Raw genomic sequence first — 26228 nt, forward strand, 5'->3', positions numbered from 1 at the left:
CATAGTACGAAACTTGTATATAAAGAGGTTTCGAGTAGTGTTACATCCAGCAATCGCGAGAACCGCCCCCATCGTCTTAACCAACAAAACTATGGGTTTATCGGCCGTGTTGGTTAACACGAGAGTAGCCGATGTCCGACGAACCCCCGACCCCACCGGCGAACCTCCCGACGGAGATCGTCAACACGCTCAATGAAGCCACACCGGAGCATCTTCGGGACGTTGCCAGCTACGCCGAGGCGTTGGCCGAACACAAAGAGCGGGAAGCTCGGCTCGAGGAGGAAGCGGACGACGCCGACGTCGAGGAGCGCCCCGGTGACCTCCCAGACGACGTGCCGGCGAAGGCGACGATCACGATCAAGGAGATCAACGACAACCGCTACTACTACTGGCAGTGGCGGGAAGGCGATTCGGTGACGTCGAAGTACAAAGGGCCGGTGAATCCCGACGAGTAGACGAGATGGAACTGTAGCCTGATGTTCTTTTCAGCGTGATTCGTAGCGTAGCAGATGACACCCCCCAGAGTGTGAATGGGATCGGTTTACCCGACACCCCTCGGTGTGAATGGGCTACCAACCGGCACTCTCTAACGAGACTTCACTCCTAGAGAAGACAGAGCAACACGCGGATAGATCACGCCTCGTTTACCCCCACACCCCTCAGTGTGAATGGTCCACCACCCAGGGTACCGCGATTAAGAAGGCATTAACAGCAGAAGTCCTCACGCCGTAGGGAGGGTTCTCGCCTCAGTGGCGAACCTTCGGCTTCGGCACAAGGCCTCGCCTTCAGAATATACGTACTCGGAGGACTGTTTAGACTGTAGTATAATAAAGATAACTACAACTGCGGTGCGGTGCAGTAGCGGTTCGGGTCAGCTACCGTGGCAGAACGTGTAAGCCGCTCTCCGTGCCGTACTGGGTTCTTCAGACGAACGAGCCTGCTTCTCCGACTGCCGCTCTATCTCTACAACCGTCGTATTCTATAGGGGACCATTCACACCGAGGGGTGGGGGTGTCACCATCCCATCAACGTCTGGAGTTCCGGCGTTGAGTTGATCAGGCCAGTTCGCGTACTCTCAACATCTCCCTGGAGGGAATACGACCTGAACTTCCCCTGATCTCCGCCTTCCTTCTTTTTCGATTCGAGAACTCCTGTCGTCACGTGCTTGTTCAGAAGCTCAAGCGCACGATTGTACCCCTTGGGCTCTACTTCGACGTCCCGTGCTACTGTTTGGTAAACCTCGTGAATCTCTGACGTCCGGAACCATTCTTTTTCCGGGTTATTCCGGTCAAGACGCGTGAGAGCAAACAGGAGTAATTTCCCGGACAACGGGGTCCCTTTCACCATCTCCATAAAGAGTTCAACTTCGACGAGTTCGTCAGCTTCGAGAACGTGATTCGCGGTCACGATATCGTCGCCTTCTTCGTCGGCGATCTCGCCCGCATTCCGGAACAATCGGACTGCCCGTCGAGCGTCACCGTGTTCTTCAGCTGCGAGTTCAGCCGTGGTTGGAATCACCTCGTCATCGAGGACACCGTCGTAAAATGCGTCCCGTCGATTTTCGAGGATTGCAATGAGCTGGTCTTCTTCGTACGGTGTGAACGTTCGGTGTTCTGGCTGGAGAGTCGATTGAACCCGTGACTCAATTTCGCCTTTGAATTCGATGTCGTTCGAAATCCCGATTGTAAGGACTGGGAAGTCAACGTCGTCTTTTGATTGTGACCGTGATAGCGTGTAGAGGACTTCGTTCACTTCTCCGTGCTTGTCGATTTCATCGATAATGACGACAAGACCGCCAGAGAACTCCCGCTGAACAACGGGCCATAATTTCTGATCCCGATAATGCTCGGCTGAGAGGCCCTGATAGGGGACATCAAGTGGGTTCTCTGCTTTCGCGTTCACCTGCTCTGCAATCTTTCGGAAGGTGGAGGTATACGTAGAGATGGGGTCTGGGTTAATGTAGGCAGTAACGATGGGGGAGTCCGTTCCTGCAGTTGCTGCTTCAAGCCGCTCGCAGACGTGTCTTGCAACTAGTGTCTTCCCCGTCCCGGTTTCTCCCCACTCCAGGACGTTATCCGGGACGCTGTTTGTCCGCATCTTTCGGAGATTCTTGGCCAAGAACGTGATATGGTCGTCTCGTCCAACAATTCGATTGGCGTCAGGAACGTTATCGATCTCGAGCAACCACGGTTTCTCAAAAATATCCGATTCATCTTCGCTATCCCCCTCGTCGACATTTAGTATCTCGTCGACGGTTGTTTGCGTGGAATCGTTGTTTGGCATGACCGGACCAATTCGCCCCATTCACATATAGGTTGTCCACCCTCGGTGTGATTGATTTACGTCCATTCACACTCTGGGGGGTCCTGCTCTCTGGAACACCCCCCAGAGTGTGAATGGGATCGACCTCGTCGCCCACTTGTGATTTTGCTCACCTCAGAAGAGATTTGAGACAACTCATCCGTTCCGGGCTGCTGTAAACTCCGTCAGCTCCAGCTCTCGTGTCTCTGCGAGTCTCCGTCGAATGTCTGTCCGATCCCACCCGAGCGGTGAAAGCACGCTCTCGACGGCTCTGACCAGCTGCGTTTCGTAGTACGAGGCATCGTAGGTCTCGATCTCCTCGTGGGCGAGGGCGACCCGGTCTCGCGAGGATTTGTCGTCGTCGACGACCACGTACTCGATATCCTGGCCCGGGTGGACTGCTAGGTCCTGCCTGCGGGCTCGCTTCAAGGCGGCCACGTTCTGTGTATTCTGTGAGTAGCCTTCCAGGGGCTTGGAGACACGGTTCCGCTCGACGAGCCGCTCTACTTCTACGTTGCCCGCCTGTTGTTCGTCGATTGCTCGTTCGAGCCGTCCGAGCACCGCGTCCGGTGACCGCGTAGCATCGAGCTGGTCGAGACAGTCCCGCTGGACGTTCTCGATGAACGGCGGGGTTGAGCGCTGCCGGGCTTCGATGCCCCTGATCTTGAAGTCGTCGTCGCCGGCGACCTTCCCGAAGTACTTCGTTAGCGCGCCGGCGTCGCTCTCGCGCTGCGGGACGAACGCCACCCAGTCGTACTGAGCTTCGTGTTCGAGCCGAATCTCGACGCGTTCCGTGATCTCCGTCGCGAGCGTCTCGAGGTTCTCGCGGTCCTCGTCGTCGACGTCGGGGTCCGGGGTCACCCAGATGGAGTCGACGATGCCGTGGACGACGCGCCAGCCACCGGCTTCCAGCTGCTGTTTCGCCGTCAGCAGAATCTCGCGAGCGAATGCGTTGATTGCCTCGTGGCACTCGATACGGCCGAATTTCGCGTTGCTGAACCCTTGATAGCCGAAGCAGGCGACGAGAATCCACTTTAGCGCTCCCGGCCGTCCCTCGAGCTCCGCCAGCCGGTCCTCATCGGGGTCGTTCCGTTCCTTCTCGCGACGGATGGCCGCCTTGATCTCGTCGCGAGCGTCGATGATCGGCTGGAGCACGTCGACGAGGTAACCCCGATCGTCGCAGATCGAGTATCCGAGGCCGGGGACGTCGTTGCGGTCGCTGTGGCAGTCACACCGGATGACGTCCGGCGAGACGTTCCGGGTACAGATGATGTTGGGATAGAGACTCGAGAAATCGAGTTCGTGGACGTTTTCATGGAGGCCGACCTCGGGAGCGAAGATGAAGCCGCCGCGGTCGGCGTCGTGGAGCGTCCCCATCTGCTTGTAGAACTCGTGGCGCCAGGAGTTCCACGGGACGAGGACCCCGCGGTCGTGGGCCTCGCAGATCTGGATCGCCGTGAGCACGTTCCCAATCGATGCCCACGCAAGCTCCTGGACGGGCTTGTTCGAGCGCGACACGAGGTCGAGGACGCCGTCGAGGTTCGTCTCCCCGTAGAAGAACGTGTTCGACTCGTCGATGATCGCCCGGCCGGGGATGTTGTACCGCGCCGGCGAGTGGCCGACGCGGCCGTAACTCGAGTACGTCGACCGGCTCGCGAGCTGCTGGTAGTCGACGTCCGGCCACCGACTCAGCGAGAAGTCGTCGACGCCGGCAGCCGTCGCCATCTCGTACAGAGTTGGGACGATCTCGCTGGTTGAGCAGACCAGGACGTCCGGATCGTGCGCTTCGAGTGCCCCTTGGACGGCGGTCAGGATATCCGTCGGCGAGCCGGTGACGGTGTCGCCGGCGACGGACAGTTCCTCGTAGACGTCGTTGCTCGTTTCGGTCACCGGAACACTGAGCCGGAGCGTCGACAGCTCGCTCGCCGGCGTCGGATCGGCGCCGGTCTCTAGACAGTACCGGAACTCCCGCGAGAAGTCCACGTTGAAGCAGGCGAGATCCCCGACTGGATAGTCCGACAGCTGGCGCGCTTGCCGGGCGAGTGGGGTGACGCGGTCGATGTGGGCGACGTCGACCGCGAGAGTGGCCTCCTCGTCTCGTCGAAAGCCGGGGCGTCGCGCAACCATCTCGGTCGCGACGACGTCCGGGTGCTGGTCGTACACCGACTGGAGTGTCGTAAGGTCGAGGTCGGCATCAGGGTCGCGAGCGACGACGTAGAAGCGTGGGGTGTAGTCATCGCGTTCGGTCGCGACGGCGCCGTCGGCAGTTGCCTCCCACTCCAGGACGCGGCCGTCGTCCAGAAAGTCGATGTTGAATGGCACTATGTCATTAGGATAGTCGACTCACCGATAAGCCGTGGCGTGTCGTTTCCGCATTTTGGTGAACGGACTTCAGGAACCCTTCTCAAGTACACATACTGCTGTTTTGAGTATTTCCCCTTTTTCTGGAATGATTTCCGGAATTCGTCTACCATTGTTAACCACCGTACTCGAACAAGCCTTCATCTGTTGATGAAATCATTGAACGCTTAATAATACAAGCGACAGGATGACAACACGATATGCTTCCTGACCAATATTCGCTTTCACCTACGGATCCTCCAAGCCATCCCCGAAATGGGTGACTTCATTTATACCATCTCGCCCTTCAAACGCTTTTGGCAACTTGGCAATCTCTAAAGCGTGGCCAATAACCGGAACCATTTATATAACGTGGGTACTTCCGAGATAATGGAGGAGTGGCAAAAGAGACAAGATTGCCAAAGAACTAAATATATGGGGGTGTGAATCGAAAACGTCGATGTCCGAGAACCAGAAAACGCTCGAAAACTTGCTCGTTGACGAGGAACAGATGCATGAAGAGATCCTCCATGATCTACTGGAGGAGTACATCCGAATTGGCAAACAGAGTGGAGACCTTATCCCTCAAGACCGATTTCGGGATCAGACGGCAAAGAATAAGACGCTGATAGTACTGCTCGCACAGAAGGCTCGTTCGGAACTGGATATGGTCGAGTCCGAGTGGATGACTCCCGGGGAAATTAGCACACAAAGTGGGGTTAACCAGAACACGGTGTACCCCACTGTAAGGGAGTTAGATAATGAGGGCCTGATCGAGGGTGACGACGGTACCTATCGAATCCCCTCGCATAGTATCGAGCAAGTCCGTGACTATATCAACGAGGATGATACCGATGAGTGACAGCGCTGAGAGCCTCGAAGAACAGGTTGAGGAACTGGAGCAGCGAGTCACGGAGCTCGAAAATCGACTCGATGGGACAGACCAGCCAACCGCTGGAGCGAACATCAGGGAGTTCGTTGAGGAGAACGATCCTTCGAGTCACACTGAGCGATCCCTCTATATCGCGTACTACCTTGAAACCCAACGTGGGGTTGACGAGTTCACGGTTGGTGATATCGAGGATGCCTATCGTGAGTGTCGAGTCCAACCTGCAGGTAATATGAGCGACGTACTGGGCCGTATGGAGGATCGTGATTGGATTCTTCGGACAGGTAGTGACGGACGTGCACAGCTGTGGAAACTGACTGCGACCGCCCTAAAAACCGTCGAGGAGGGTTCAAACAATGGATCTGAGTGAGCGAATCAACGAGGAGATCGTCGTCGACGATGCGACGATCTTAGAATCGGAGTTTGACCGCGTCAAGAAACTATTCGACCTGCATAGTGACGGGACTATCAATCTTGACAGCAGGGCCCGGTCGCTCGATGCCGAACTCCAGATTCTGGTGTACTTCATCGGGCAACGGTTCGCGTATGAAGGCAACCTCGTGGATGAACCAGAACTGGAGTCGTCGTTCTTCTACAGCCGTCTCGACAAGAGTGACCGCACGGTTCGGAATTACCTTCAGAAACTTCGCGAAGCGGGGTATCTATCGAAGGAGGGCCAAAGTAAACACGAAGTCCTCGTTGAGAACCTTCCGGAGGCTCTTGATGAAATTGAGGATGCGATGGGGGGTGGGGACTAATGACTACGAAACGGCTGTTCAGGCGCCCGAAGCACACGGAAGATGTCCTCGGAGAAATCACTAGTGGGGCATCTACTACTGACGAAGTCGCTGAAGGGCTCGGCAATTCGCGTAAGACAGCTATGAACAAAATTCACGATGGCGTCATTCTCGGTCTCGTGAACCGAGAAGATGGCCACCTGTCAGTGACTGAAGACTCGAGGCGGGTCGTCCAACTGCAGGATCTCACCCCTCTACGGGAGGCTTTTGAGGAGCTTCCGGGTGTCTCAAAGCTCCTCAATCAGATTCAGGACGACTCAATGACGTTCGAAGAAGCTGGTCGGCTAATTAGCTTCGAGACTAAATCTGGTGCTGCGGCTGAAGATACTTTTCGATCATATGGCTCTGTCTATGCCCATTGGATTAGCTATCTTGATCTCGGTACTAGATCTGACGGCGTTCTCGCTTCGAGCCCCGAACAGGTATCGGTCGAAACAGAGCCCTTAGAAAATCCGCGGGGAGCAAACTGTCCCCGCGTTGCCCCGGAGAAGGTTTTTGAGTTACTCCCCCGCATCTCAAGGGCAGACTCTCGTGAGGATTTGGAGGCGAGTACGGAGATGTCTACAAAAACGGTCGAGAAGACCCTATCGACCTGTTATGCGCTTGGGATTGCTGACTATACTCGTACTGGTCCGGTTGTAACTGACCGAGGAAGAGAGTTGCAACAATCCAGCATTGGCAACCGGAAATCGATACTCGCTGATGAGTTGTTACAGATCCCGTTAGTTCAAGCATTCTGTGAAGAAGCTCCAGACGGGGGGTTCAGTGCGGAAACTGTGATGAATCGGGTTTCAGAAACCCACCTTAAAGGATGGAGTGAGGTCACCGTTCAAACTCGTGCCAATCGACTCGTCCCTTGGCTCACGTACACTGAGATTGCAGAAGACGAGACCCAGGGAGAATTAGTTCTGTCAGCAGAGCTTGATAATCAAGCCGCTACGCCGTAGTCAGATACTGCTTATGAGTTCTTCTGAGGCCTCTCGACGAGCAGCAGCGGCACGAATTTCATCGAGATCGTCAATATTCAGGTCGACTTCTGTGACCCGACCATTCTTTGATTTCGTTACGACATCCCGACTATGGAGAGCATTGACTGCAGAGGCCACATGGCCTGTGGAACTAATATTGAGCTCATCGGCGATTTGTTCGTAGGTAACTGACTCATTATGCGCCATTATGGCTGTGATGACCCCCTCAACGTACCGAGGTGACGTTGCATCATCCTTTGCAGACGTGATTTTGTCTTGGATGGCTTCGTCACTCAGGAATTCTTGATAGGTATGAACACTCTTCTCGGCCGTTTCGCTGGGCTGCTCGGTTGTAGGGTTTGATTGCGCCGACAGCTCTTTTTGAAGCGTTTGAACGCGCTCTTGGAGCTGTTCTATCTCTTTCTCTTGAGGGTCCAGACCGAGTGCTTCACCCAATCGAAGATACGCTTCTGACACTTCTTCGATATTCTCGTTGAGGGCCTCGATGCTTTCGACGTGATCGGCGGCCTCCTCAAGTTCCTGAATTCGGTTGTGCAGCTCTCGGTTCTCCTGGCGGAGCTTCTGATTCTCCTCCTGTAGCGAACGTATCTGCTCGTTTTTTTCTTCCCGAATCTCTTCAACGGTTTCCTCAATCGTCTCCGAAGATTTTCTTTGGCCATCAGCCTCAACGAGAGCTTCAGTAAACCGCTCTGCGAGGTCACTAACATCACGAGACCTCTCTAATTCTTCTTGAAGTTCATTGATGTGCTCCTCACGCGATTCCAGCTCAGATCGGAGGCGTTCTATTTCACTCTGCTCGGCCTGTTTCCTTTCGGATATCGTTTCCAGCTCCGAGAGGATATCGTTGCTGACAGATTTCAAATCCGGCCGCTCAATCTCCTCCAGCCCCGGTGTCGCCCCTGCGTCAAAGGTATACTTTCGACGGAACTGAACCTGGCTGATTTGGTCATTCCAGTCCGTATGGAGGATCGCTTCACCATCATCGAGGTCTTTGACTGTCTCCGCATATTCCGGCCCCAAGACTCTGCGTACAACCTTCGTGTCATTCTCCCAGGTCAGACGATGCCAAACGTGCCAGTCGCACTGGGTGATGAAGTCTTTTTTGACATCTGCGGGACGTTGCGAGATGCCACAGAGCCCGAGACCGTGTTTTCGCCCTCGTTTTGCGATTTTGATGAGCATCTGCCCAGCATCGTCGAGCCCCGACTCTGGGATATACTCATGAATCTCTTCAATAAGGAATAAAAACGGTTTCTTCAGCTTTTTTTCTTTCGCGAAGAGATGTCGCCCGACTTCTTTGATTAGTTCTTTCTGGTCTTCTTCGTGGAGATACCCGGACACATCGAGAATGACGGGGATGTTCTCCTCGAGGGTTAGTTCCGCGATCTTCTCTGCATGCTCAGCCCCGACCTGCAAGTCACACTCTTCGTCCGCTCCTAAATGTAGAAGTTCATACTCCTCTTTGAGCCCGAAGTACTCCCCGTCGACATCGACGATCAGTACTGGATAGCCGTCTTCGAGCAGTTCCTCTACGACGACACTTGCCGTGTTACTCTTCCCGCTGCCTGATTTGCCTAAAATCACCCCTCTTCCAGTAAGAACTTCGACGACGGGAAGAGTGTCTCCCGCTTCGTTAATCTGGATTTCATCTTGGGAGCTCGCCTCCGAAGCTCCACTCCCGGAAGCGGCCTGATTAGACATAGGCCATTCTTAGGAGAACCCACGGGCTGTTAACGTAAAAACTATACTATTTCTGTCATATTTTGGACCTTTCCTCGCTATTCGCCTCCGTTTTCCTCATTCGTCGTATCCTGACTCATGAAAGAATCTAGTGATTGATCTGTAGAGTCTGAATCCTCTTCAGAATCTTGATTGTTTGCAGAATCACCCCCTACTCCACCCGTATTCGTTAACTCGTTGCTGAGATCCTTCTCGAGACCGCGACGTATTGCGAGAATCAGTTGTTCAACACTCTCGGGTTCATCATCACCGCTCAATTCTAGAACTGACAGTGAACGAGTCTGATTGAGTTCGATTCACTGACTTGTGTTGGCCCCTCCCGTCCTGATTCGGACTTCGCTGAGATGGGATATCCCTCTCGGAGGTGTCTGGTTCAACTTCGGGATTATCACTCGATTTCGGAGACGCGTCTCGGTCACTCTGTCCAATTTCAGTATCTACGGTTGTTATCTTCTCTACGATATTTTCGAAGTCCTCCGTAACCTCTACCCGAGATTCTTTTCCACGTCGACCGACGATATAGTCCCCACACCCACCAGCATCGAGTGTTTGCAGGAAAGTAATTGCAGCATCTCCTAACGTGCTTTCACTCCCACTCAATCCCATCTCGGTTCGGAAGGTCCGGAGGACATCTTTCTTTGTAATTACCCCGCTGTCTTGTGCTTCTGGAGCCAGAGTTTCGAGTACATCTGTAGAGATCATGCTCGCTGAGCCCTTCTATGATGTGTTCTTCAAGATCACTATCCCCCTCGTCGCAATAGCTTGCACCAATCCCCCGTTCAGTCGCTTTAATTTCCTCTTCCGAGTCCGTTAGGAATCCCAGTCGACTCCCGTATTCAATTGTATCGCCAACTAAACTTCGCCCGATGTCTGCCTCCTCATATATTTCCTCGCGAGGGAGGGGGCCCTCTCGAAGAATTTCACACAGAGAGAGTAGATTTCCTACGGAGGCGTCCTTTCGGGGTGTCGCGTAACTCATCAATCTTCCTCGCCTGAATTAAGCCATTTCGTAGCCTGATGGGTCTTATGAGGCGGAATGAGGTACCCTCCCTGTTCGTCGTCATTAACGACAAAATCCAGATCGGTCGCTGCGTGTCGGATGGTACTGTCGTCAACACCAATCAGGTCCGCAAAATAGGTTGAGTCTTGCCCGACTGTCTCCTCTTCTTCAAGCTCATCAAGGCTCAGTAAGGCTCGCCGATACAGTAGAAGCGCTGTAAACTGCTTCTTCGATGTTGAGGAACTGAACTTTTCGCGCAGGACTGGCTTTGCGGTTTCGGTATCAATTCCGATCAAGCCTGAGATCGCGTCCCGTATTCTTTCCCGATCCTCACTGGCATCGACATACAAATCCGCTAAGGGATTCTCTTCTTGCTCTTTGTTTGCCATATCTGTCCTATTGTATACTCCCATAATCAAACTTCCCGGTCATTGGAGTCGTGACCAGACTGCCTCTCGGTACTTCCGCCCTTGTTTTTGAGTGCGGTCTCAAGTTCCCCGAGGCGCTCTTCGTGGTCGTCGAGGCGGGCCTCCTGTTCGAGATCGATGCTGAGCAGCGCCGGCAGCAGCGGGTTCTGGTGGTTCAACAGCCCACTCGCGTCGGCGTGCTTGCGGGCGTACTCGAACAGCCGGTCGAAGCGCGGCTGGTCGCGACGCCGCAGTGCCTGCCGGAACTCTGCCCAGCGCTCTTCGATGGCCCGCAGTGCATCTCGGTACGTCGGGTTCGTGCGTCCCATCGCTATCGCCCTCCTGTCCCGGTCGCCGTCCATGCATCGAGCAGGGGATCCGCGGTAGCCGCCACCGTTTCACCGTCAGCTGTGACGCCCGTCCCAACGCCCTCGGGAGTCGGCGTCGAGGTCGTCGGTTCCACGCCGACCTGCGTGGCGCGTGCCGCGAGCAGCTGCCGCCAGTACGCGAACGTCGTCTGGTAGTACGCGCCGTCGTCGACGGGATAGACGAGCGTCTCGAAGTCCTCGCCGACGACCCGTGGGCCCATCCGAGTTTGTTCGCACTCGAGGTGATGGTCGGCGACCGTCACGACTGGCTCGGTGAATTCGTTTCGTTCGTTTCGCGTAACGAGCACCGGGATGTCGTACCCATCGGCGTAGGTCGCCAACCGGGCGAGAGTTCGGGTCTGGAGGGTTTTTGCGTGGGTCTCGCCAAGGGTACCGTCGGCGCGGTACTGGGCGTCGACGGCCGGCGCGACGATGAGGGCAGGTGTGTGGGGCGACGTGTCCTCGTCACGACTCGGTTCCCCTCGACCGGCCGTCCCGGCATCAGTGGTGAACATCTGGATCGACTTGTTCACTGCCGTCGGGAGATCACAGACGGCGCCGTAGTGCTGGTAGGCAGTGAATCCGCGTGCCACGTGGATTCGGTTGAGCAAGCGCTGGCTGGGCACGATCTGAGCGAGTGTCGTCGTCGTCGCGTGGCCGTTTGCGTCGACCCAGAAGGCGGGTCCGTCGTGCAGGAGGAGATGGTCGAGCACGAGCGAGTGCAGGATCGGGACGCCGCGGCCTCCTTCGACGTCGAGCAGGGTGATGCCGTCGTCGAGTTGCGGCAGCAGCATCTCGTCCGCAGTCGGATCGGCCTGGTCAGCGAGGGACCGATTGCGGTCAGCCCCCCGTGTCGGCTGGTCCACCGCCAATCGGTTCGTCGTTGAGTGTTCTCCCATACTCGACTAGTTGTCTACGTTCCCGATAAGCCGCGGCGTGGCGCTTCCGCGTTTCAGGGAAGGCACGAGATAGATAGCAACCAGCTCTCTGTCGTCGTATTTCCACGAACGATTGACTGTTTCCAAGAAGGTTTCCAGAATAAGGCTTATCCACTGCTGTTCTGGTTAACCAACACTCCGAATTATCGAGAAAGTTTGTTGGTTAAAATATTGCGCTCTTATGTAGAAACGCGGAAAGGGATCGTTGAGTTGTACCCAGCAGCGAATTGAGTAGCCAACTGGGACTCAGATCGCCGGACTGCGGCAGGTGTTCAAAATGTCAAATTATCTTTCCGCAGTTCTAAGAGCGAAATATTGAGCACGTCCAAGACTTACCAAAGGTCGCTCTTACGTAGGAGATTGTTGACCCTGCTGAGCGATGATTGCGGGGTTACAAAGGAAGTAGAACTATGACAGTCAGCCAGATACAGGAGACCAGCGCCGTGGTGAATCATCTGTTCCGTTCATTACTGTTCGATCGACTTGCTGCCTGAACACTACTTCAAGCCTGATTTCAGCAATTTCGTTGTGTTCCGGCGGGATTTCTGGGCTCCGAATCAGAAGCAACTATCTATGTGTATATAAATGATCCACCACCAGATACTTTTTTACGCGCCCACAAACTCGTGCTAGGTAGTATCCGCTAACAGTACCGTATACGGCTATGGATACGGGGTGAACGACTATGTTGAACCTTGGGCAGCCGACAAACGAAACGAAGCGGGCGATTCCATTAGCACTGCTGAAATTGGCCAGTGACAATGAAATCCAGGGAATCACCCGTTTTCAGAAGCTAGTCTTCCTGCTCCAAGAGGGCGATCTATTGAATATGGACGAAATAAGTGACGACGAGAAGTTTGACTACAAACCACACAACTATGGGCCATATTCAAAAGAACTCCATGACTGGTTAGACGAGCTTGCAAAGCAGGGGACTATCCAGCGTGAAATCAAAGAAACTCCGGCCGGTAACGAGAAAGAGGTCTACCACTGGTCTGACGAAGATGAGGATGCAATTGCAGACACTGATATATTGACTGATGAGGATATGAGAGGTCGCGTCTCCGCGGTTCTTGACGAATTCAATTCGATACCACTGTTGGAATTGCTTGATGAGGTCTATGAAGCATATCCTGAGTATACGATTAATTCGAAGCGGTAACGCGAGATCTGGGTGACCATCTTTGTTTGGGAAGCCGTTCTTGGTATTGCAGCTGGGTGGGTTTTCATTTCCGAATGTTGTTGCGGTCCTCCTGCTCCCAGTGTTCATTCTCCCGGGCTATGCAGGGCTCAAAATTCGACAGTATGTTGCTCGTCGGACAGACGACTATGATCGATTAGATACGGTTGCGTACAGTTGGATAATTAGCACGCTGTCTGTTGCGATTCTGTATGCAATCGTCTTCCTCTTAACGAATGACCTCACTCTGATCCCCGATATTGTTCGTGTTGAGCCAGTCACCAGTTCTGAATCGACTCAGCTCCCTCCTGGGAGTGAAACAGGACTGCGGTTGGAACGACTCGCGTTTGGATATGCCTGCCATTTCGTACTGAGTTCGGTTATTGGCGCGCTGTATGGGGCTTTCGCGTACAATTTTCTCGATGAAGTTCGAATTACTGCTGGAGACTCAAATCGAGAGCTACTTTTTGATCATATTGCCCCGGGCAAACGCGTGGATGTTCGGACGAAATCAGGAGAATTGTTTCGTGGGAAAGCTGGGATTAAGCGCGATACTGCAGATGAGGCCGGTATCTTACTCCGTTCTCCAACTCGTCTCGTTGATAACGACGCGGGTGAAATAGTAAAAAAGCATCCACTGGGGAGATATATCTATATCAACGCTGAAGAAATCAGTCGAATCTCTATTACAGACCAAGAGGAACCGGAGAACCTTGATCCGGAAGCGACATACGATAAGCCAGATCGCTTACAATCGTTCATCACGACGCTGATTGGTGGATTATGGCCGGATAAGATCGTTGCAGCATTATGGACACAACCACATCAGTTCGGTCGTTCGACGGTTGCTACTGTCGGGCCCTTCATACTGATCGGTGTCACTTTGGCCGTTTTTGAGTGGCGTGTTATGGCTCCTCCGAGATTTTCTATGAATCTCTCGTTTACCTTCCTTCTCGCGGTGTTGTGGATTGCCTTCCTCCTCGTAACTTCTGCCGGATTTCTCTCGTTATCACTTGAGAAAGTTTCACCTTGGCAACCTACAGTGGGTTTCACGCTCTCAGCGCTGTATAGTGGGACCTGGTTGTTTTTCAGTAACTCACTTATCGAAGGCTATCTCGGTGCCACTGCAGTCCTTACTGCGGGCCTGCTAATTGGGAGTGTCGGTGTTTATGCAACCACACTAAAACGGGCTCGATCTGGAATTTATTCTGTAATCACACTACTCGGGATTGCGCTTGTTAGTGACCCAGTGACTGTTCCAAAAATTCTCTCACAGGCACCGGTTCAACAGGGTATTCTCCTCATTGTATCCACGTTGATGTTTTACGAGGTGATTCAAGGAGGCCCCTCTCGCCGGATCACTTGGGCAAAAAAGATACAGCCGCCGATTATCATAGGTATGACAGCAGCTTGCGCCCTCAGCTTGCTCCACATCCCAGCATACGTGAGTAGGGAAAATCCGACATTTCTCTATTTCATGTTGCCGCTTGCACTCGGGATTTGGTTTGTATATCACCAGTATCGAAAAGCGATGAATTTCTGACCACCCTGGGTTAGACGGGTACAGTCTGTCTGTCGACGCTACATCTGGATATTTGGCTGTCTACGAGATCTCGATCCGAGTCAACAATCCCGCCAACGACGACGCCAGGTTGTCGAGCTGCTTGACCACAAATAATCGGGCCTCGGCGAATCCTGCTGCGGATCGGAGTAGACTCCCTCGTCACTACATTGGCGACGCAGCTGCCGAATCGACGAGCGAGTATTCTCGATCCCGACTCGTCCCTTCCGCCTTGAGGAGGTTGTACTGCTCCATCTTCGAGAGGTACGTGCGGATAGTCCGTTTCGTCCGTGGGTCGTCGACCTCCTCTGTATAGGCCTCGTGAATCTCGCTCGGCCCGACTGGGCCGTGCTCGCGAACGATGTCGTAGACAACCCGCTGATGGGGGGTGAGTGAGTCGAGGCTCTTCTGCTTGATCTGGGCCCGGGCATCCTCGGCGGCGTCCAGGAGGATGTCGTCGGTGATGCGCTCGTGGTTCTCGCGATCAGCCTTGCCGGCAGCCGTTCGGAGGATCCCGATCGCGAGGCGGGCGTCGCCGGCGGCCGCGTCGGCAATTCGATAGAGCTGGTCGTCTGCGATGACGTCTTCGTCGAGGCCCCACTTCGCCCGCGCACTTAGGATGTCGTACAGCTGCTCGTCGTGATACTTGTCCATCCGGACGTGTTCGCTGGAGCGTAGCCGACTCACGAGGCGGTCGTCGACGCGGCTGAACAGCTCCTCTTCCTTGTTCGCGATGCAGATGATCGCGAACTGCGGGAGGCTGTGGAGGTCGTAGATGACGCTGGGGTCCTCCAGTTGGTCGACCTCGTCGAGGATGACGACGGTTCGCGGGCCGTCATGCTGCTGGAGGCGATCGACGAGTTCGTCGTGGGGCGTCGACTGCCGGTGGATGTCGATGGTGGCGCCGAGATCGTCGAGAATTTGGTAGAGCGTGCGGAACCGGGTGTAGTTACGCCAGCAGTTGACGTAGGTGGCCTCGACGTCGAGAACTTCTTCCCGAAGTCGTTCCGTGACGAATTTTGAGATACAGGTCTTTCCCGTCCCGCTGGGTCCGGTGACGATAGCTGTGTCGGCTGGTTCTCCGTTCGTGATGGGCTCAAGAACGCTGGAGAGGTGGTTGACTTCGGCGTCGCGATGCTCAACTTCCCGAGGAACGAACCCGGTGCGGAGAACGCGAGCATCGCGGATCATCTTTGCTTGATAGACTGGTTTTCTGGCTAGTACTAAAAACGTGACTGGGGTATTTCCGGAAACGATTCAGTTAGTCCCGTTCCATCTGTGATTCTCCCCGAGCTGTAACGCGATTCATTTGTGGAAAATACAGGCTTCCGGGAACTTCCGGAATTACGTTAGAACGACACCTCAGTATGGCCGGAGATCCCGCCACCGGACATCAGTTTTCGTTCTATCCTCAAGCTGAACACGATATAGAACAGCATCGCGAGAATCGCCTGTGACGACGCCAGCATCGTCCTCCAAGATAGCGACGATCTCGCCGTGACGACCGTGGTACCGATCGTAGTCAGGGTCCGTCTCGTCAGGGATATCGATTCGGACGCAATCACCCTCTTCGTACTGGTGGTCCGTCATTCTTATTTTCGGAGGTATTTTCGTTCGTGGACGCCTTTCTCGAACTCGACAGTCGGAGTGAGGGGGGAGGTCAGTGGCGCAGCTACCGCGACCGCGGTAATCGTAAGAAGGACATATCGAACTATGAGGGAATGAGTCCACGTAGAGAGCCTCCCTCGCCAATTCCGATCTCTCATAAACTCGGTTTCATCCTGAATTGCACACTACCACTACATAATTCTGTCAATGGTGAGCCGATAGACGACTCAATTTTTCTCACCAAATACTAAGTCACCTTGAGGGATACATTCGGCAACACGATGATTTCTCTCCCTCCTCTCGTCGATAACGCCAACCGGACTGTCGAAGATGTCTACAGGAAGATCATCCCACAAATCGAAGAAGCACGAATCGCTACCGGCTACTTCTACCTTTCTGGATTCGACCTGTATCGAGAAGATCTCGAACAACTCGCCGACCCAGACGAACTTGGTCACGCGCCCCTTCGTATCTTGATGGGGCGACAAACGAATCGGAATACAGCAGATGAAATCGGAGAGGGCCAAAGCCTACGTGACGAGCTCAAAGATGAGGTCGAAGAGAGCATCGAGGAGCTCAACAACGCACAGTTAGGACGGTTGGACCGGCTGCGAGACTTCATAGCCGAAGACAAGGTTAGCGTCCGTGTGCGAAATCCAGAGAACGGCTACTTCCACGCCAAAGGAGCCTCATTTAGAGCGCCACAGGACGATGATGACTGGGCAGCTGACGACGATACGGATACGCGTCCCTGTGCGACGATTGTCGGGTCTTCAAACTTCACCGCGAGTGGCCACCGAAACAATATCGAACTAAACCTTACGAGTCAAGACCGTCCTGAAGCAGAGGCGTTCGAAGACTGGTACGATAACCAGTGGGCCAATGCCGAGGACTTCAGCGAAGAGATCATCCGGATCATTGAGAACAGCGACAAGTACCAAGACTGGCAGGATCACCAGGAAGAGAAACCAGATGATGAAGAGACGGCTGATGACTTAGGCACGTACATTGAACCATTCGAGCTGTACAAACTTCTCGCATACGACGAACTGAGCGGGAACGTCAACATCCGGGATAGCCCGCTGTACTACTTCCAGACACTCGGATACGAAAGCGCGAAGGAGAAACTCTCCCAGTTCAACGGCTGTATCATCTCTGACTCCGTCGGGCTCGGGAAATCGTTCATTGGCGGTGAACTTCTTCACGACTACCGTCAACGAGGGGATCACTGCCTTCTCATTGTACCTGCGAACCTCACCGAACAGTGGGGAGACCTTCTTCAAAACGATACTGATGAAGACGGCAATCCGTATTTCGGCCTCGAAGTCGATGGGACTCACTTGGAGGTGATGAGCATTAGCAAGTTCCAGAATCTCGCGTATGAGGAGGTACAGGACCTCAAAGACAGATTCGATGTCATACTCATTGACGAAGCTCATCGGTTCCGGAACCACGGCAAGTGGCGGCCGGACCCTAATGACGAGGATGATTACAAGGGAACTCGTCGACATGCAAATCTGCGACAGCTCCGCGGGAAGACGATGATAATGCTGACAGCAACACCGATCAACAATTCAGCGACCGACTTAGAGAATCTCATTAGTCTGTTCACTAGTCCTGAGGAACTACGGAACAAGGCGTCACTGGATTTCGATGCCTTCGAAGAGTACATCGAGCTTTCGGAGGCTCGGAAGAAGATCGCTGCTGGCAAGGAGGAAGCCAGTGAGGAAGAACAACGGAAAATCACCGAGCAACTTCAGCGGCACTCGGAGGAGATCTCGAAGATTCTGAACGAAGTGATGGTGCTTCGAACGCGGAAGCACGTCAAAGACCAGATCCAAGATGGGGAGGACTTCGAAATGAGCTTCAAGCCCCCAACGCTAAGCAAGGAGCAATACTCGCTCCCTGCGGCGTACCAGCCGGTATACCGAATGTTGCCGGACGTAATGGACGCGCTTCACCTCCCGCATATCACGGTGAAGAACCCGAAAGCAGGTGGCACACTAAAAGCGTTATACAAGCTGAATCTGCTCAAGCGGCTGGAATCTTCGACGTACGCGTTCGTACAGTCCATTGAAACCCTTCATCAGAGTGAACGGCAACTTCTCGGCCTCCTTGATGGGCTTCCAGAAGACGAGCAAATCGATATGCTGCGCGCGGCACAGAACGACGAAGAATCTGAGACGCTCGATGACTTTGTGGAGGGAAGTGATGCCGCCGAAGATCTTGAACAGACACTGGAAGAGTTCGGATTCGATACGACCGCTGTTCGTGCCGATGAGGAAGCTGAGAGTGATACCCCAGACGAATTGACGGATGCGACAATCGGTGAGGTGAAGACGTACATTCGAGAGGACTTGACGCTTCTCGCCTACTTCTTGTCCCAGTTCATCGGCGATATCGCACAGGATTCTGGCGATTTGAGCGATCAAGCTGTTTCGACACGGCAGTGGCTTCACGATCATAATGTCGGTGTCCTTCCGGACGTCCCCGAAGAGGAATTAAACCCGATCCTCTACCCGCAAAGTGACCTGACTGACGTCGATGAGGCGACGCGGGAGTTCTATGAGGCGGTATTCTCGTTACGGGAGTTTCGTGACCCGAAGGTTGAGCGGCTCGCGGACGTACTCCATGGATACGATGACGAGAAGGTCCTCGTCTTCACCCAGTACCGTGCCACCGCGGACTACGTTCATCGAACGCTCCTCAACAACCCTGACTCCCCGGTAACAGAGGCGAATAGTGCCGTCGTCAAAGGTGGTGACGACAACAAACAAGACGTTATCAAGCGATTTGCACCGGAGGCCTCGGGGTATCAGCAAACGCTGGCTGAGTCCGGTGAATCGGAACTACAGTACGTCGTGGCAACCGATACCCTATCCGAGGGGGTCAATCTCCAGGACGTCGCAGTTCAAATTTCGTTTGACCTTCCGTGGAATCCGATGCGGATCGTTCAGCGTGTGGGGCGTATCGACCGGATCGGGAGTACTGAGGAGAAGTACGTCCACAACTTCTATCCTGATGGAGATATCGAAGCTGCGATTAAGCTCCTGAAGCGGCTGCAGGCAAAGATCAACGACATCGCGCTCATCGTCGGGAAAGAGAATAATATTCTAGACCCGAATGAGGACCAGATTCTGGAGAAGACGGGTGTCGACACCGAAAAGACGATTGGTGAACTTCAGGTGGATGAGATCGAAGACTCGCTTCAGAAGTCCCGAGAAATCGATGACGTGAACGAGCTTGATGACACGAGTAAGAATCCCCTCCTTCGAAATGCGGGGAGTAACGAGCACGCGGCCTACGAGCGATTCTTGCTCAAGAAGGAACTGAACGAGGACTTCGGACTTTCAGAAGACGACTTTGAATACGCGGCAGACTACTTCGAAGAGGCCCCAGAGGAGCGCGAACGCCTGTACACGAACGTAACCGACCACGATGTAGGGCCACGGCCCGGCGTGTTTGCTCTTGCTCACCTCTGGTTTGATGACGAAGATCACAACCCACCACTTGGGCGTGTTCGTCGGGGGTTCTACTACAAACCGTTCACTGACGACGTAAAGGAGCGTCCTGTTGGTACGCTCAAGATTGATCCATCGGTAGGTGGTGAACCGATCACTGGAGACGCTGAGAACGTGCTGTCAAACCGTGAGGCAATCCAGGATGTTCTCGATGACCGTTTGGAAGCGATTCGAGAAGGGCAAGTCGAAGGTGCATTCAAGCAGGGGGAGGCATTCTCGAAAGAGCAAGAGACCATCCTCGATTTTATTGCTCACTACCTACAGCCAAACCACGGTGAGATATCTGTTCAGAGAGATGACTACGAGACCCTTGAAGAGTGGGCTAGTGACCTTCGTGAGACGCTTCAAGATGTGAAGTTAGCAAATACTGACGAAGACCGAATTCTTCGGAATACATTTCGGCATAACGATCAGTATGACTCGTTCCCTGAGTGGCCCCCCGTAGAATTCTTGAAGCAGCTTGAACTCTTTCTTGAAGAAAACGTAGAAAGTTCAACAGAGTACCAAGCTAAACTCGTAGGCGAAAGCGAGGTACAGGCCAGACTAATGTGTTGGGGCGTTATCGGAACCTGACTAAGTTCGGTAACCTATAGTGAGGGGACCTACGGGTAAGGCCCCTCTTCATCTAACTCGGAGTACTTCTCAAACACGAGATCGAAATAGGGATCATCCATTAGCTTTGGATTGTCTACCTGGTAAAAATCATTGAGTATGAATCTTGTCTCTTCTTCGTTCATCCCATAGGCATGGAATGCAGCAGCGTCGATCTCTGCTTGTAACTCCCGGCGTTTTTCTGCATCAGTAGCTGGATCAATACCACCGAGGCGGTCGCGCATTCCGGAGAATTCGTCTCCATAGCAATTCAGTCTCGCCGCACGCTGAGAAATCCAATTGAACCAGTTGTCACCGGCAGTGAGTCGAGGAAGTTGCGTCTCATTAAGTTTGTATTGGACGATATTGGTGTCGATCTTTGTCCTCATCAGGTAGTCGATTGGGATGCTATTCAATAATCCAAGAACGACGAATAATTCCTCATCGGTAAACACCTCTTCGTAGGCGCTGTGCATCGGGTAATTACCGAGATCATCCTCTGTTGGTTCCACAACATGAGGGCGGACTGTGGCGATGCTGTGTACAGTGACGGTGTCCTTTGGAATGACCCCCGCGATTAATGTCCGTTCATTGGTGCTATTCGTAATCTTTCGAATAGCGATTCGGTACTTCGTGCAGTCAAGCAGCACATCTTCCTTTGATAGTTCTGGTCGACCATGTTGCTCAAGCAGATCGTTGACGAACGACTTCTGCGAGCCTGATCCATCGAATTTGTTGTAGATTGCCTTTTTCAAACTTGCATCAGGATCACGTGACCGGAAGTTCTTCATCCGAACTCTGTGTTTCGCACTTCGGTCTGGATCGCCTTCGTCCACTCCCCAGAGAGATATAGGGTTGATGTCAAAGACGGAGGTGTCATCATAGGCGAACTGGTGCATATTCTTTCCTTCGTAAATTGGGTAATCGCCGTCCTCTTGTTGTTCTATGAGGAGATTGGAGTCATTTGCCCGGTCAAGCTCCTTCATGTACAAAGAGACAAACCAATCGTCTCCAACTTTCTCTCCAATTGGAGGGTGGTCTACGAATTTAGACAGCGAGTCGATCAATTCTTGTGACCGGAAGAAGGGGAAGATACGTGACTCGGGCGAGTATTCAAGCAGAACCTCTGCTGGGATATTAATCGAGTTTTGGTCGAAGTTCCGGAGTATCGATGTATCGCCAGCAGCGAACCCACCTTCCACATTCTCAGTTGCTCCGGTGTTTTTGAATGTACAAATCGCGAATTTATATTGTCCATGTAGCCCTTGGAAAATCCCATTATTCTCAAACTGCACAAAGTGTTCTACACTGGTCTTATCAATCAGATACCTTCTGAGATCCTTCGCAGTAGCCCCAAGGAAGAAATTGCCAGGCATGATTTGCGCTACATACGAGTTTGAACCAGCTAACTGCGTAACTCGCTCAAAAAACAACAGTGAGAGATCGGTTTCGGTTGCGACTGTCTGGCCACCAACTGTCGGTTTCTGCAGTTTATATTGGTCTGATGAGTTATAATAATCGGACCGAATCTGCATATTTTTCTTGAATTCTTCATATTCAGCTGCGATGTCAGGATTCGATAGAAGCTCCTCCTCTTTTCTGTCTTTTTCACTTGGAAGTCGGGTTCTGAACCGCTCGTCGTACTTGGGGAAGAAGTGACTTCGATCCGGTGTGAGTACGTCCCAGGGTGGATTTCCGATGATGATGTCAAACCCACCATCTCGGTAGATCGTAGGAAATTCAATCACCCAATGGAACGGGTGATATTCTTCTAGTGTCTTTTCATCAATCTCCTCGATACCCGCATCGTGGAACTGGTCGAGAATTTTTTTATTCAGTTTCTCACTGTGAGACTCAATCCGGGATTCTGCTAGCTTCCGCGCGTTTGTAGCGACTTTAGAGCTTGTCGCATCTTGGTGACGTTCAATGGCTTCGATCACCCCTTCGTACATCTCTTTGATTCCAGTCCCAGTTCCACCGCCGTAGTTCGAAAGAGATGCATCCCCACTCTTAGTGGCTACTTCTTCGACATCCGTGAACCCAATGAGTGTATTCCCCTGGCGTATATTGAAATCGATATTCGGCAGCGGTTCGACCTCGTTGGGCTCGTCTTCGATATCCGCGACCATCGAGAGCCACAATCGAAGTTTGCAGATCTCGACGGCCCCTTCATCAATGTCTACCCCGTAGAGATTATTCAGAATAACTGTCCGCTTCGCGTATAGCGAGGGCCCTCCCTGTCCTTTATTGACCTCTTCTAACTCATCACGTGTGCGGGAATCTAACTCCCACCCCTTATTTTCACTTTCGAGTTGCTGGAAGTACTCGAGACACTGCATATAGATATCCACCAACACATCCTGTGCAGCGAGCAGAAACGCACCACTACCAACTGCTGGATCAAGGACATGCGCCTCTTTCAGTATGTCGTGATACAGCGTTTCGACGTGCTCCGTGTCTACGTTCTCAGTGGGTACCTGCTGAGTCATCGTTCCGCCATCTGCTAATGCCACTTCACTACTACCGGATTCTACACTCGGGAACCCGAATACGTCGTCAATTTCGTTGTATTCGGCATCTACGACGTCATTGAGTTGGTCAAGCAGGTACGGGTGAATCGTCCGGCGGGACATGAAGCCGGTAATCTCCTCAGGGGTGTAGTAGGCGCCCATCTCTTTCTGGTTGACCGTCTGTTCGAAGATATGCCCGAGAATGGCAGGCGAGAGGTTCTTCGGATCAACGATATCAAGCCGTTCGTCCACATTCCAGTTCCACCCCGACAGGAAATTCAAGATCTCGTCGAAGAGCTTGTTCGTCTCCTGAGCTGACTCACCAAGCTTTGCGTCCGAGAACTCTTCCTCAACAGGGTTTTTGGCAAACAGTCCACCGTTCAAGTATGGGAGGCTACCGAAGTCGGGGTTCTGCTTATCTTCTGCAAGGTAGTCGAAGAACAGCGGCTGATAGAAGTTTTCGTAACGGTCTTCGCCGTCAGCCACTACCTCGCTAGGCTGTTCGTGAAGGTAGTTTGGGTTCCGGTCTAGCAGGCGCTTTTCCTGTATGAAGTACAGGAAAATCATCCGATCAAGGATAACTTGCACGTAGCGTTGCTTCGCATCGCCCCGGTCACTTGGGATACCGGAAACTTCCTGAACGAGCTCGGTGCGGAGGTCTTCGAACTCCTCGTAAAATTCTTTGACTACTTGTTGCGTATCGTACAGCGTATCATAAATTGCAGCTGAGGAACCGTATTCGATCGAATTGAGCTTCTTCAGAACGGTGTTCTTTTCTCCACTATCTCTTGTGAACTGTTCTTTGGTGAACGAGATTTTCTGATGCTTGATACGACCGTGCTGCTGACCTTCCCAACTGCGCGTTCGGGTGAGAAAAGTAAATTCATTGAATTCGTTCGTGGCGACGAGGTTCGTGTGTCGGGAACGGTTGTCTGGTTTGAAGTCGGTCGCTGATTCACCAGGGCCTGCGTTGACGAGTACAACGAATTCGTCATCGGCTAGTTGAAGGACAAGTTCGTTGTCCTCTCCGAGATTCCGACGGGGTTTCAGTCCACGTTTCTCAAACGAGTCAGCGATATCCTGTAGAGAGTCCCAGCTCGCGATATCGGTCGCGGTGATTTGCTGGAGAGCCATGGGTCATTGAAGAAATCATAACGTAATGAATGTACGGATAGCAACGATTCAGTAGAGTTCTCACGAAGTCTTTTCCCACAGAACCCATCTCAATTGATTAATCCAGTTTGGCTATCGCTATCTGAGGTCCGGTAATGCAGCTGAGCTAAACCCCATAATTGCGTTATGATAACTAACCAAACGTGATTACTGTGGGGTAGACATTGATGAAGGGGCCGTCGAGATCTGCAAACTTCGATTGTGGCTCTCGATGGTTGCAGATCTTGAAGATGAGCCACATGAGGTTGAACCGCTACCGAACATTGACTTCAATATCCGACAAGGAAATTCCCTTGTCGGGTTCACAAATTTAGTAGAAATAACTGACGACGGCGATGCATCCCTCACTAATTGGGGCGGCGGCGTCGGAACTGGCGTACAGGAATTATATGAGGATGTAATCAACGCGATCAAACGCCACCAAAAGGCCACCAGTACTGCTGAGGCGCAAAATGCACGCCAGCTTGCTGAATCGCTAGTTGATTCTCATAGCCAAGAATTGAATGAGAAAGTATTAGACCAATTCCACGCTGCGGGGCTTGACGAAGTTGATAAAGGAAAATTACAGGAATTCAGTCCATTTCACTGGGTGTTGGAGTTCGCCCCTGTGTACGAAGACGGCGGATTCGATGTTGTCATCGGAAATCCTCCATGGGACCGTATCAAGCCGCTACGTGACGACTATTTCTCCAAATACGATGAGACATTTCGAACACGACTACCCGACGACAAAGATAGAGTCCAAGAAGAGCTCCTAGAAGATGATGATATCGCTGAGGGCTGGCAGGAATACCAGGATGAAATGGAACTTCGCGCAGAGTACTTCAAGAACACGCCTGCATATGACCTACAGCGTCCTGTGATTGATGGCCGTGTTAATCCCAGCACGAATGATCTTTCATCTCTATTCTTTGAGCGGGTATTCCAGCTTGCTGGTGACTCCTCTCGTGTCGCTCAAATTCTCCCTGGCGCGGTTTTCAACGGAGCATCAGGCAAAGACCTTCGAATCCACCTGTTGAATAACACTACTCTTGACGTACTGACAATCTTTGAGAATCACGAAATATTTGAGCAGGTTCACGGCCAGTACAAATTCGGGGTAGTGGTCTTCAAAAACAGTGGTTCAACGAACCAGGTCGCCGGGAAGTATATGGAGGGTGACCTTTCAATCTTTGATGATTTCGATAATCAGGCGATTCACATCCCCCGGGACGTGTTAGAATTGTACTCTCCAGAGGCTGGCATTTTCCCATTTATTGAGTCCGAACAGAAACTCAGTGTTCTCGAATCGATTATCGAAAATCCCCCCATCGCTCCAAAGGACGCTCCGACCGGATATATGGAGCCGTATCAGGGACTCCGTCGTACGAGTGATGCAGACCGTTTCGTGGATAAGTCCGAAGCTGATTACCCTGTCTACGGTGGTAAGAATATTTACCAATATTCCTATACTCCAGAATTCATAACAGACGTACAGAAACCCGAATTTTGGAGTGTCGAAGAAGATGACGACCCAGAGCGAAGTGCCAAGCAACGGATGCGGGAGAAAACTGTTCGCGATCTCAAATCCGCTATCTATGAAGCGTTTGATGGTACGGGCTCTCAGAAAGGATTCGTCAATGACCTATTGGAGCAACATCGTGGGGAACCACTCACCGAAAATGACGTACTTCTGGATTCCACTGAATATCGAATCGGTATTCGTCGAATTACGAACTCCACTAATGAGCGGACACTCATTGCCTCGGTACTGCCGAAGGGAATCGTTTGTCACAACACATTGTTGACTATCCCCAGCTACCTGATTCAGCCCTACGAGGAAGGACTCTCAGAAAGCCCACTTCATAACTTCTATACCCGGATGTTCTCTGACGAGGAACTGTTCGCTAAGCTCGGGCTTCTCAACTCAATCCCGCTTGATTACCTGCTTAGAACTAAGGTAGACACCGGTATTGTCATGTATAAGTTTAAAGAATCACAGATGCCTGATCTTTCTGAGGATGATAATTGGTTCCACTATATTTCAGAACGGGCTGCTCTGCTGAGTTGCTACGGTGATGGATTCGCCGAAATGCGCGACCGTCTCGGAGGAATTGATCCTGCAACGACTGAAGAAGCAAGGCGTGAAATCCAGGCCGAAATTGACGCTGCGGCATTCCACGCTTACGGTCTAGAACATATGGAAGTTCAATTTGTACTTAAGGATTTCCACAGGGTCTCAAACCCCCGGATTATGACTGAAGACTACTTCGACACAGTACTTGAGAAATACAATATACTTAAAAAAGAAGGACCGAAGCCATAGAAACACTATT

Annotated in this window: 19 protein-coding genes; 9 read left to right on the plus strand and 10 right to left on the minus strand. The window is 52.6% G+C overall.

Going from position 1 to position 26228, the window contains the following annotated elements:
- The first annotated feature begins 131 nt into the window (after window positions 1–131).
- Window positions 132–455, plus strand: coding sequence for a DUF6788 family protein (locus ACSR87_RS18860; protein WP_498531734.1), 324 nt, complete (start codon window positions 132–134; stop codon window positions 453–455).
- A 559-nt stretch (window positions 456–1014) separates the two neighbouring features.
- Here the strand turns inward: ACSR87_RS18860 and ACSR87_RS18865 are convergent.
- Together ACSR87_RS18865 and ACSR87_RS18870 are read right to left on the minus strand one after the other, a co-directional pair.
- A complete protein-coding gene (locus tag ACSR87_RS18865; RefSeq protein ID WP_074878724.1) occupies window positions 1015–2283 on the minus strand; it encodes an orc1/cdc6 family replication initiation protein in 1269 nt (422 codons plus the stop codon).
- Window positions 2284–2457: 174 nt separating this feature from the next.
- Window positions 2458–4623 carry a type B DNA-directed DNA polymerase gene (locus ACSR87_RS18870; RefSeq protein ID WP_498531735.1) on the minus strand — a complete coding sequence of 722 codons (2166 nt, stop codon included), beginning with the start codon at window positions 4621–4623 and terminating at the stop codon, window positions 2458–2460.
- A gap of 478 nt (window positions 4624–5101) precedes the next feature.
- Here ACSR87_RS18870 and ACSR87_RS18875 point away from each other — a divergent pair, with 478 nt between their 5' ends.
- Genes ACSR87_RS18875 through ACSR87_RS18890 form a run of 4 tightly spaced genes read left to right on the plus strand, consistent with a single transcriptional unit; the run spans window position 5102 to window position 7274 of the window.
- Window positions 5102–5503, plus strand: coding sequence for a helix-turn-helix domain-containing protein (locus ACSR87_RS18875; protein ID WP_310916845.1), 402 nt, complete (start codon window positions 5102–5104; stop codon window positions 5501–5503).
- Window positions 5496–5900 carry a hypothetical protein gene (locus ACSR87_RS18880; protein ID WP_276278815.1) on the plus strand — a complete coding sequence of 135 codons (405 nt, stop codon included), beginning with the start codon at window positions 5496–5498 and terminating at the stop codon, window positions 5898–5900. The genes ACSR87_RS18875 and ACSR87_RS18880 overlap by 8 nt, the downstream gene beginning before the upstream one ends.
- Complete coding sequence (locus ACSR87_RS18885; protein WP_310916844.1) at window positions 5887–6288, plus strand: hypothetical protein; 402 nt, start codon at window positions 5887–5889, stop codon at window positions 6286–6288. Before ACSR87_RS18880 ends, ACSR87_RS18885 begins: the two co-directional genes overlap by 14 nt.
- On the plus strand, window positions 6288–7274 hold the full coding sequence (locus ACSR87_RS18890) for an AAA-associated domain-containing protein (protein ID WP_310916843.1): 987 nt from the start codon (window positions 6288–6290) through the stop codon (window positions 7272–7274). The genes ACSR87_RS18885 and ACSR87_RS18890 overlap by 1 nt, the downstream gene beginning before the upstream one ends.
- Here the strand turns inward: ACSR87_RS18890 and ACSR87_RS18895 are convergent, their stop codons facing one another.
- The 5 genes from ACSR87_RS18895 to ACSR87_RS18915 all read right to left on the minus strand — a co-directional run bounded on the left by ACSR87_RS18895 (window position 7275) and on the right by ACSR87_RS18915 (window position 11730).
- Window positions 7275–9017 (minus strand): ATP-binding protein, encoded by a 1743-nt coding sequence (locus tag ACSR87_RS18895; RefSeq protein ID WP_498531736.1) that lies wholly within the window; start codon window positions 9015–9017, stop codon window positions 7275–7277.
- A gap of 625 nt (window positions 9018–9642) precedes the next feature.
- A complete protein-coding gene (locus tag ACSR87_RS18900; protein ID WP_498531737.1) occupies window positions 9643–10035 on the minus strand; it encodes a hypothetical protein in 393 nt (130 codons plus the stop codon).
- Window positions 10035–10445, minus strand: coding sequence for a hypothetical protein (locus tag ACSR87_RS18905; protein ID WP_276278810.1), 411 nt, complete (start codon window positions 10443–10445; stop codon window positions 10035–10037). Before ACSR87_RS18905 ends, ACSR87_RS18900 begins: the two co-directional genes overlap by 1 nt.
- A gap of 26 nt (window positions 10446–10471) precedes the next feature.
- The gene (locus ACSR87_RS18910) at window positions 10472–10792 is read right to left on the minus strand and encodes a DUF8156 family protein (RefSeq protein ID WP_276278809.1); all 321 of its coding nucleotides are present in this window, start codon (window positions 10790–10792) and stop codon (window positions 10472–10474) included.
- A 2-nt stretch (window positions 10793–10794) separates the two neighbouring features.
- A complete protein-coding gene (locus ACSR87_RS18915; protein WP_498531738.1) occupies window positions 10795–11730 on the minus strand; it encodes a hypothetical protein in 936 nt (311 codons plus the stop codon).
- Window positions 11731–12454: 724 nt separating this feature from the next.
- On the opposite strand from ACSR87_RS18915, the gene ACSR87_RS18920 reads away from it, so the two are divergent.
- Together ACSR87_RS18920 and ACSR87_RS18925 are read left to right on the plus strand one after the other, a co-directional pair.
- A complete protein-coding gene (locus ACSR87_RS18920; RefSeq protein WP_310916840.1) occupies window positions 12455–12931 on the plus strand; it encodes a hypothetical protein in 477 nt (158 codons plus the stop codon).
- A gap of 46 nt (window positions 12932–12977) precedes the next feature.
- The gene (locus ACSR87_RS18925) at window positions 12978–14492 is read left to right on the plus strand and encodes a DUF6338 family protein (RefSeq protein WP_498531759.1); all 1515 of its coding nucleotides are present in this window, start codon (window positions 12978–12980) and stop codon (window positions 14490–14492) included.
- A 183-nt stretch (window positions 14493–14675) separates the two neighbouring features.
- Here ACSR87_RS18925 and ACSR87_RS18930 read toward each other — a convergent pair whose 3' ends face one another.
- Window positions 14676–15701, minus strand: coding sequence for a Cdc6/Cdc18 family protein (locus ACSR87_RS18930; protein WP_498531739.1), 1026 nt, complete (start codon window positions 15699–15701; stop codon window positions 14676–14678).
- A 171-nt stretch (window positions 15702–15872) separates the two neighbouring features.
- Window positions 15873–16100 carry a DUF8139 family protein gene (locus ACSR87_RS18935; RefSeq protein ID WP_498531740.1) on the minus strand — a complete coding sequence of 76 codons (228 nt, stop codon included), beginning with the start codon at window positions 16098–16100 and terminating at the stop codon, window positions 15873–15875.
- Between the two features lie 299 nt (window positions 16101–16399).
- Here ACSR87_RS18935 and ACSR87_RS18940 point away from each other — a divergent pair, with 299 nt between their 5' ends.
- Window positions 16400–20212: a helicase-related protein gene (locus tag ACSR87_RS18940; RefSeq protein ID WP_498531741.1), complete on the plus strand. Its 3813-nt coding sequence runs from the start codon at window positions 16400–16402 to the stop codon at window positions 20210–20212.
- A 29-nt stretch (window positions 20213–20241) separates the two neighbouring features.
- On the opposite strand, the gene ACSR87_RS18945 is transcribed toward ACSR87_RS18940, so the two are convergent.
- Window positions 20242–23874: an Eco57I restriction-modification methylase domain-containing protein gene (locus ACSR87_RS18945; RefSeq protein ID WP_498531742.1), complete on the minus strand. Its 3633-nt coding sequence runs from the start codon at window positions 23872–23874 to the stop codon at window positions 20242–20244.
- A gap of 202 nt (window positions 23875–24076) precedes the next feature.
- Here ACSR87_RS18945 and ACSR87_RS18950 point away from each other — a divergent pair, with 202 nt between their 5' ends.
- Complete coding sequence (locus tag ACSR87_RS18950) at window positions 24077–26218, plus strand: Eco57I restriction-modification methylase domain-containing protein (RefSeq protein ID WP_498531760.1); 2142 nt, start codon at window positions 24077–24079, stop codon at window positions 26216–26218.
- The last annotated feature ends 10 nt before the right edge of the window (window positions 26219–26228 follow it).

This window comes from Haloferax sp. SDI50 (assembly GCF_059802635.1).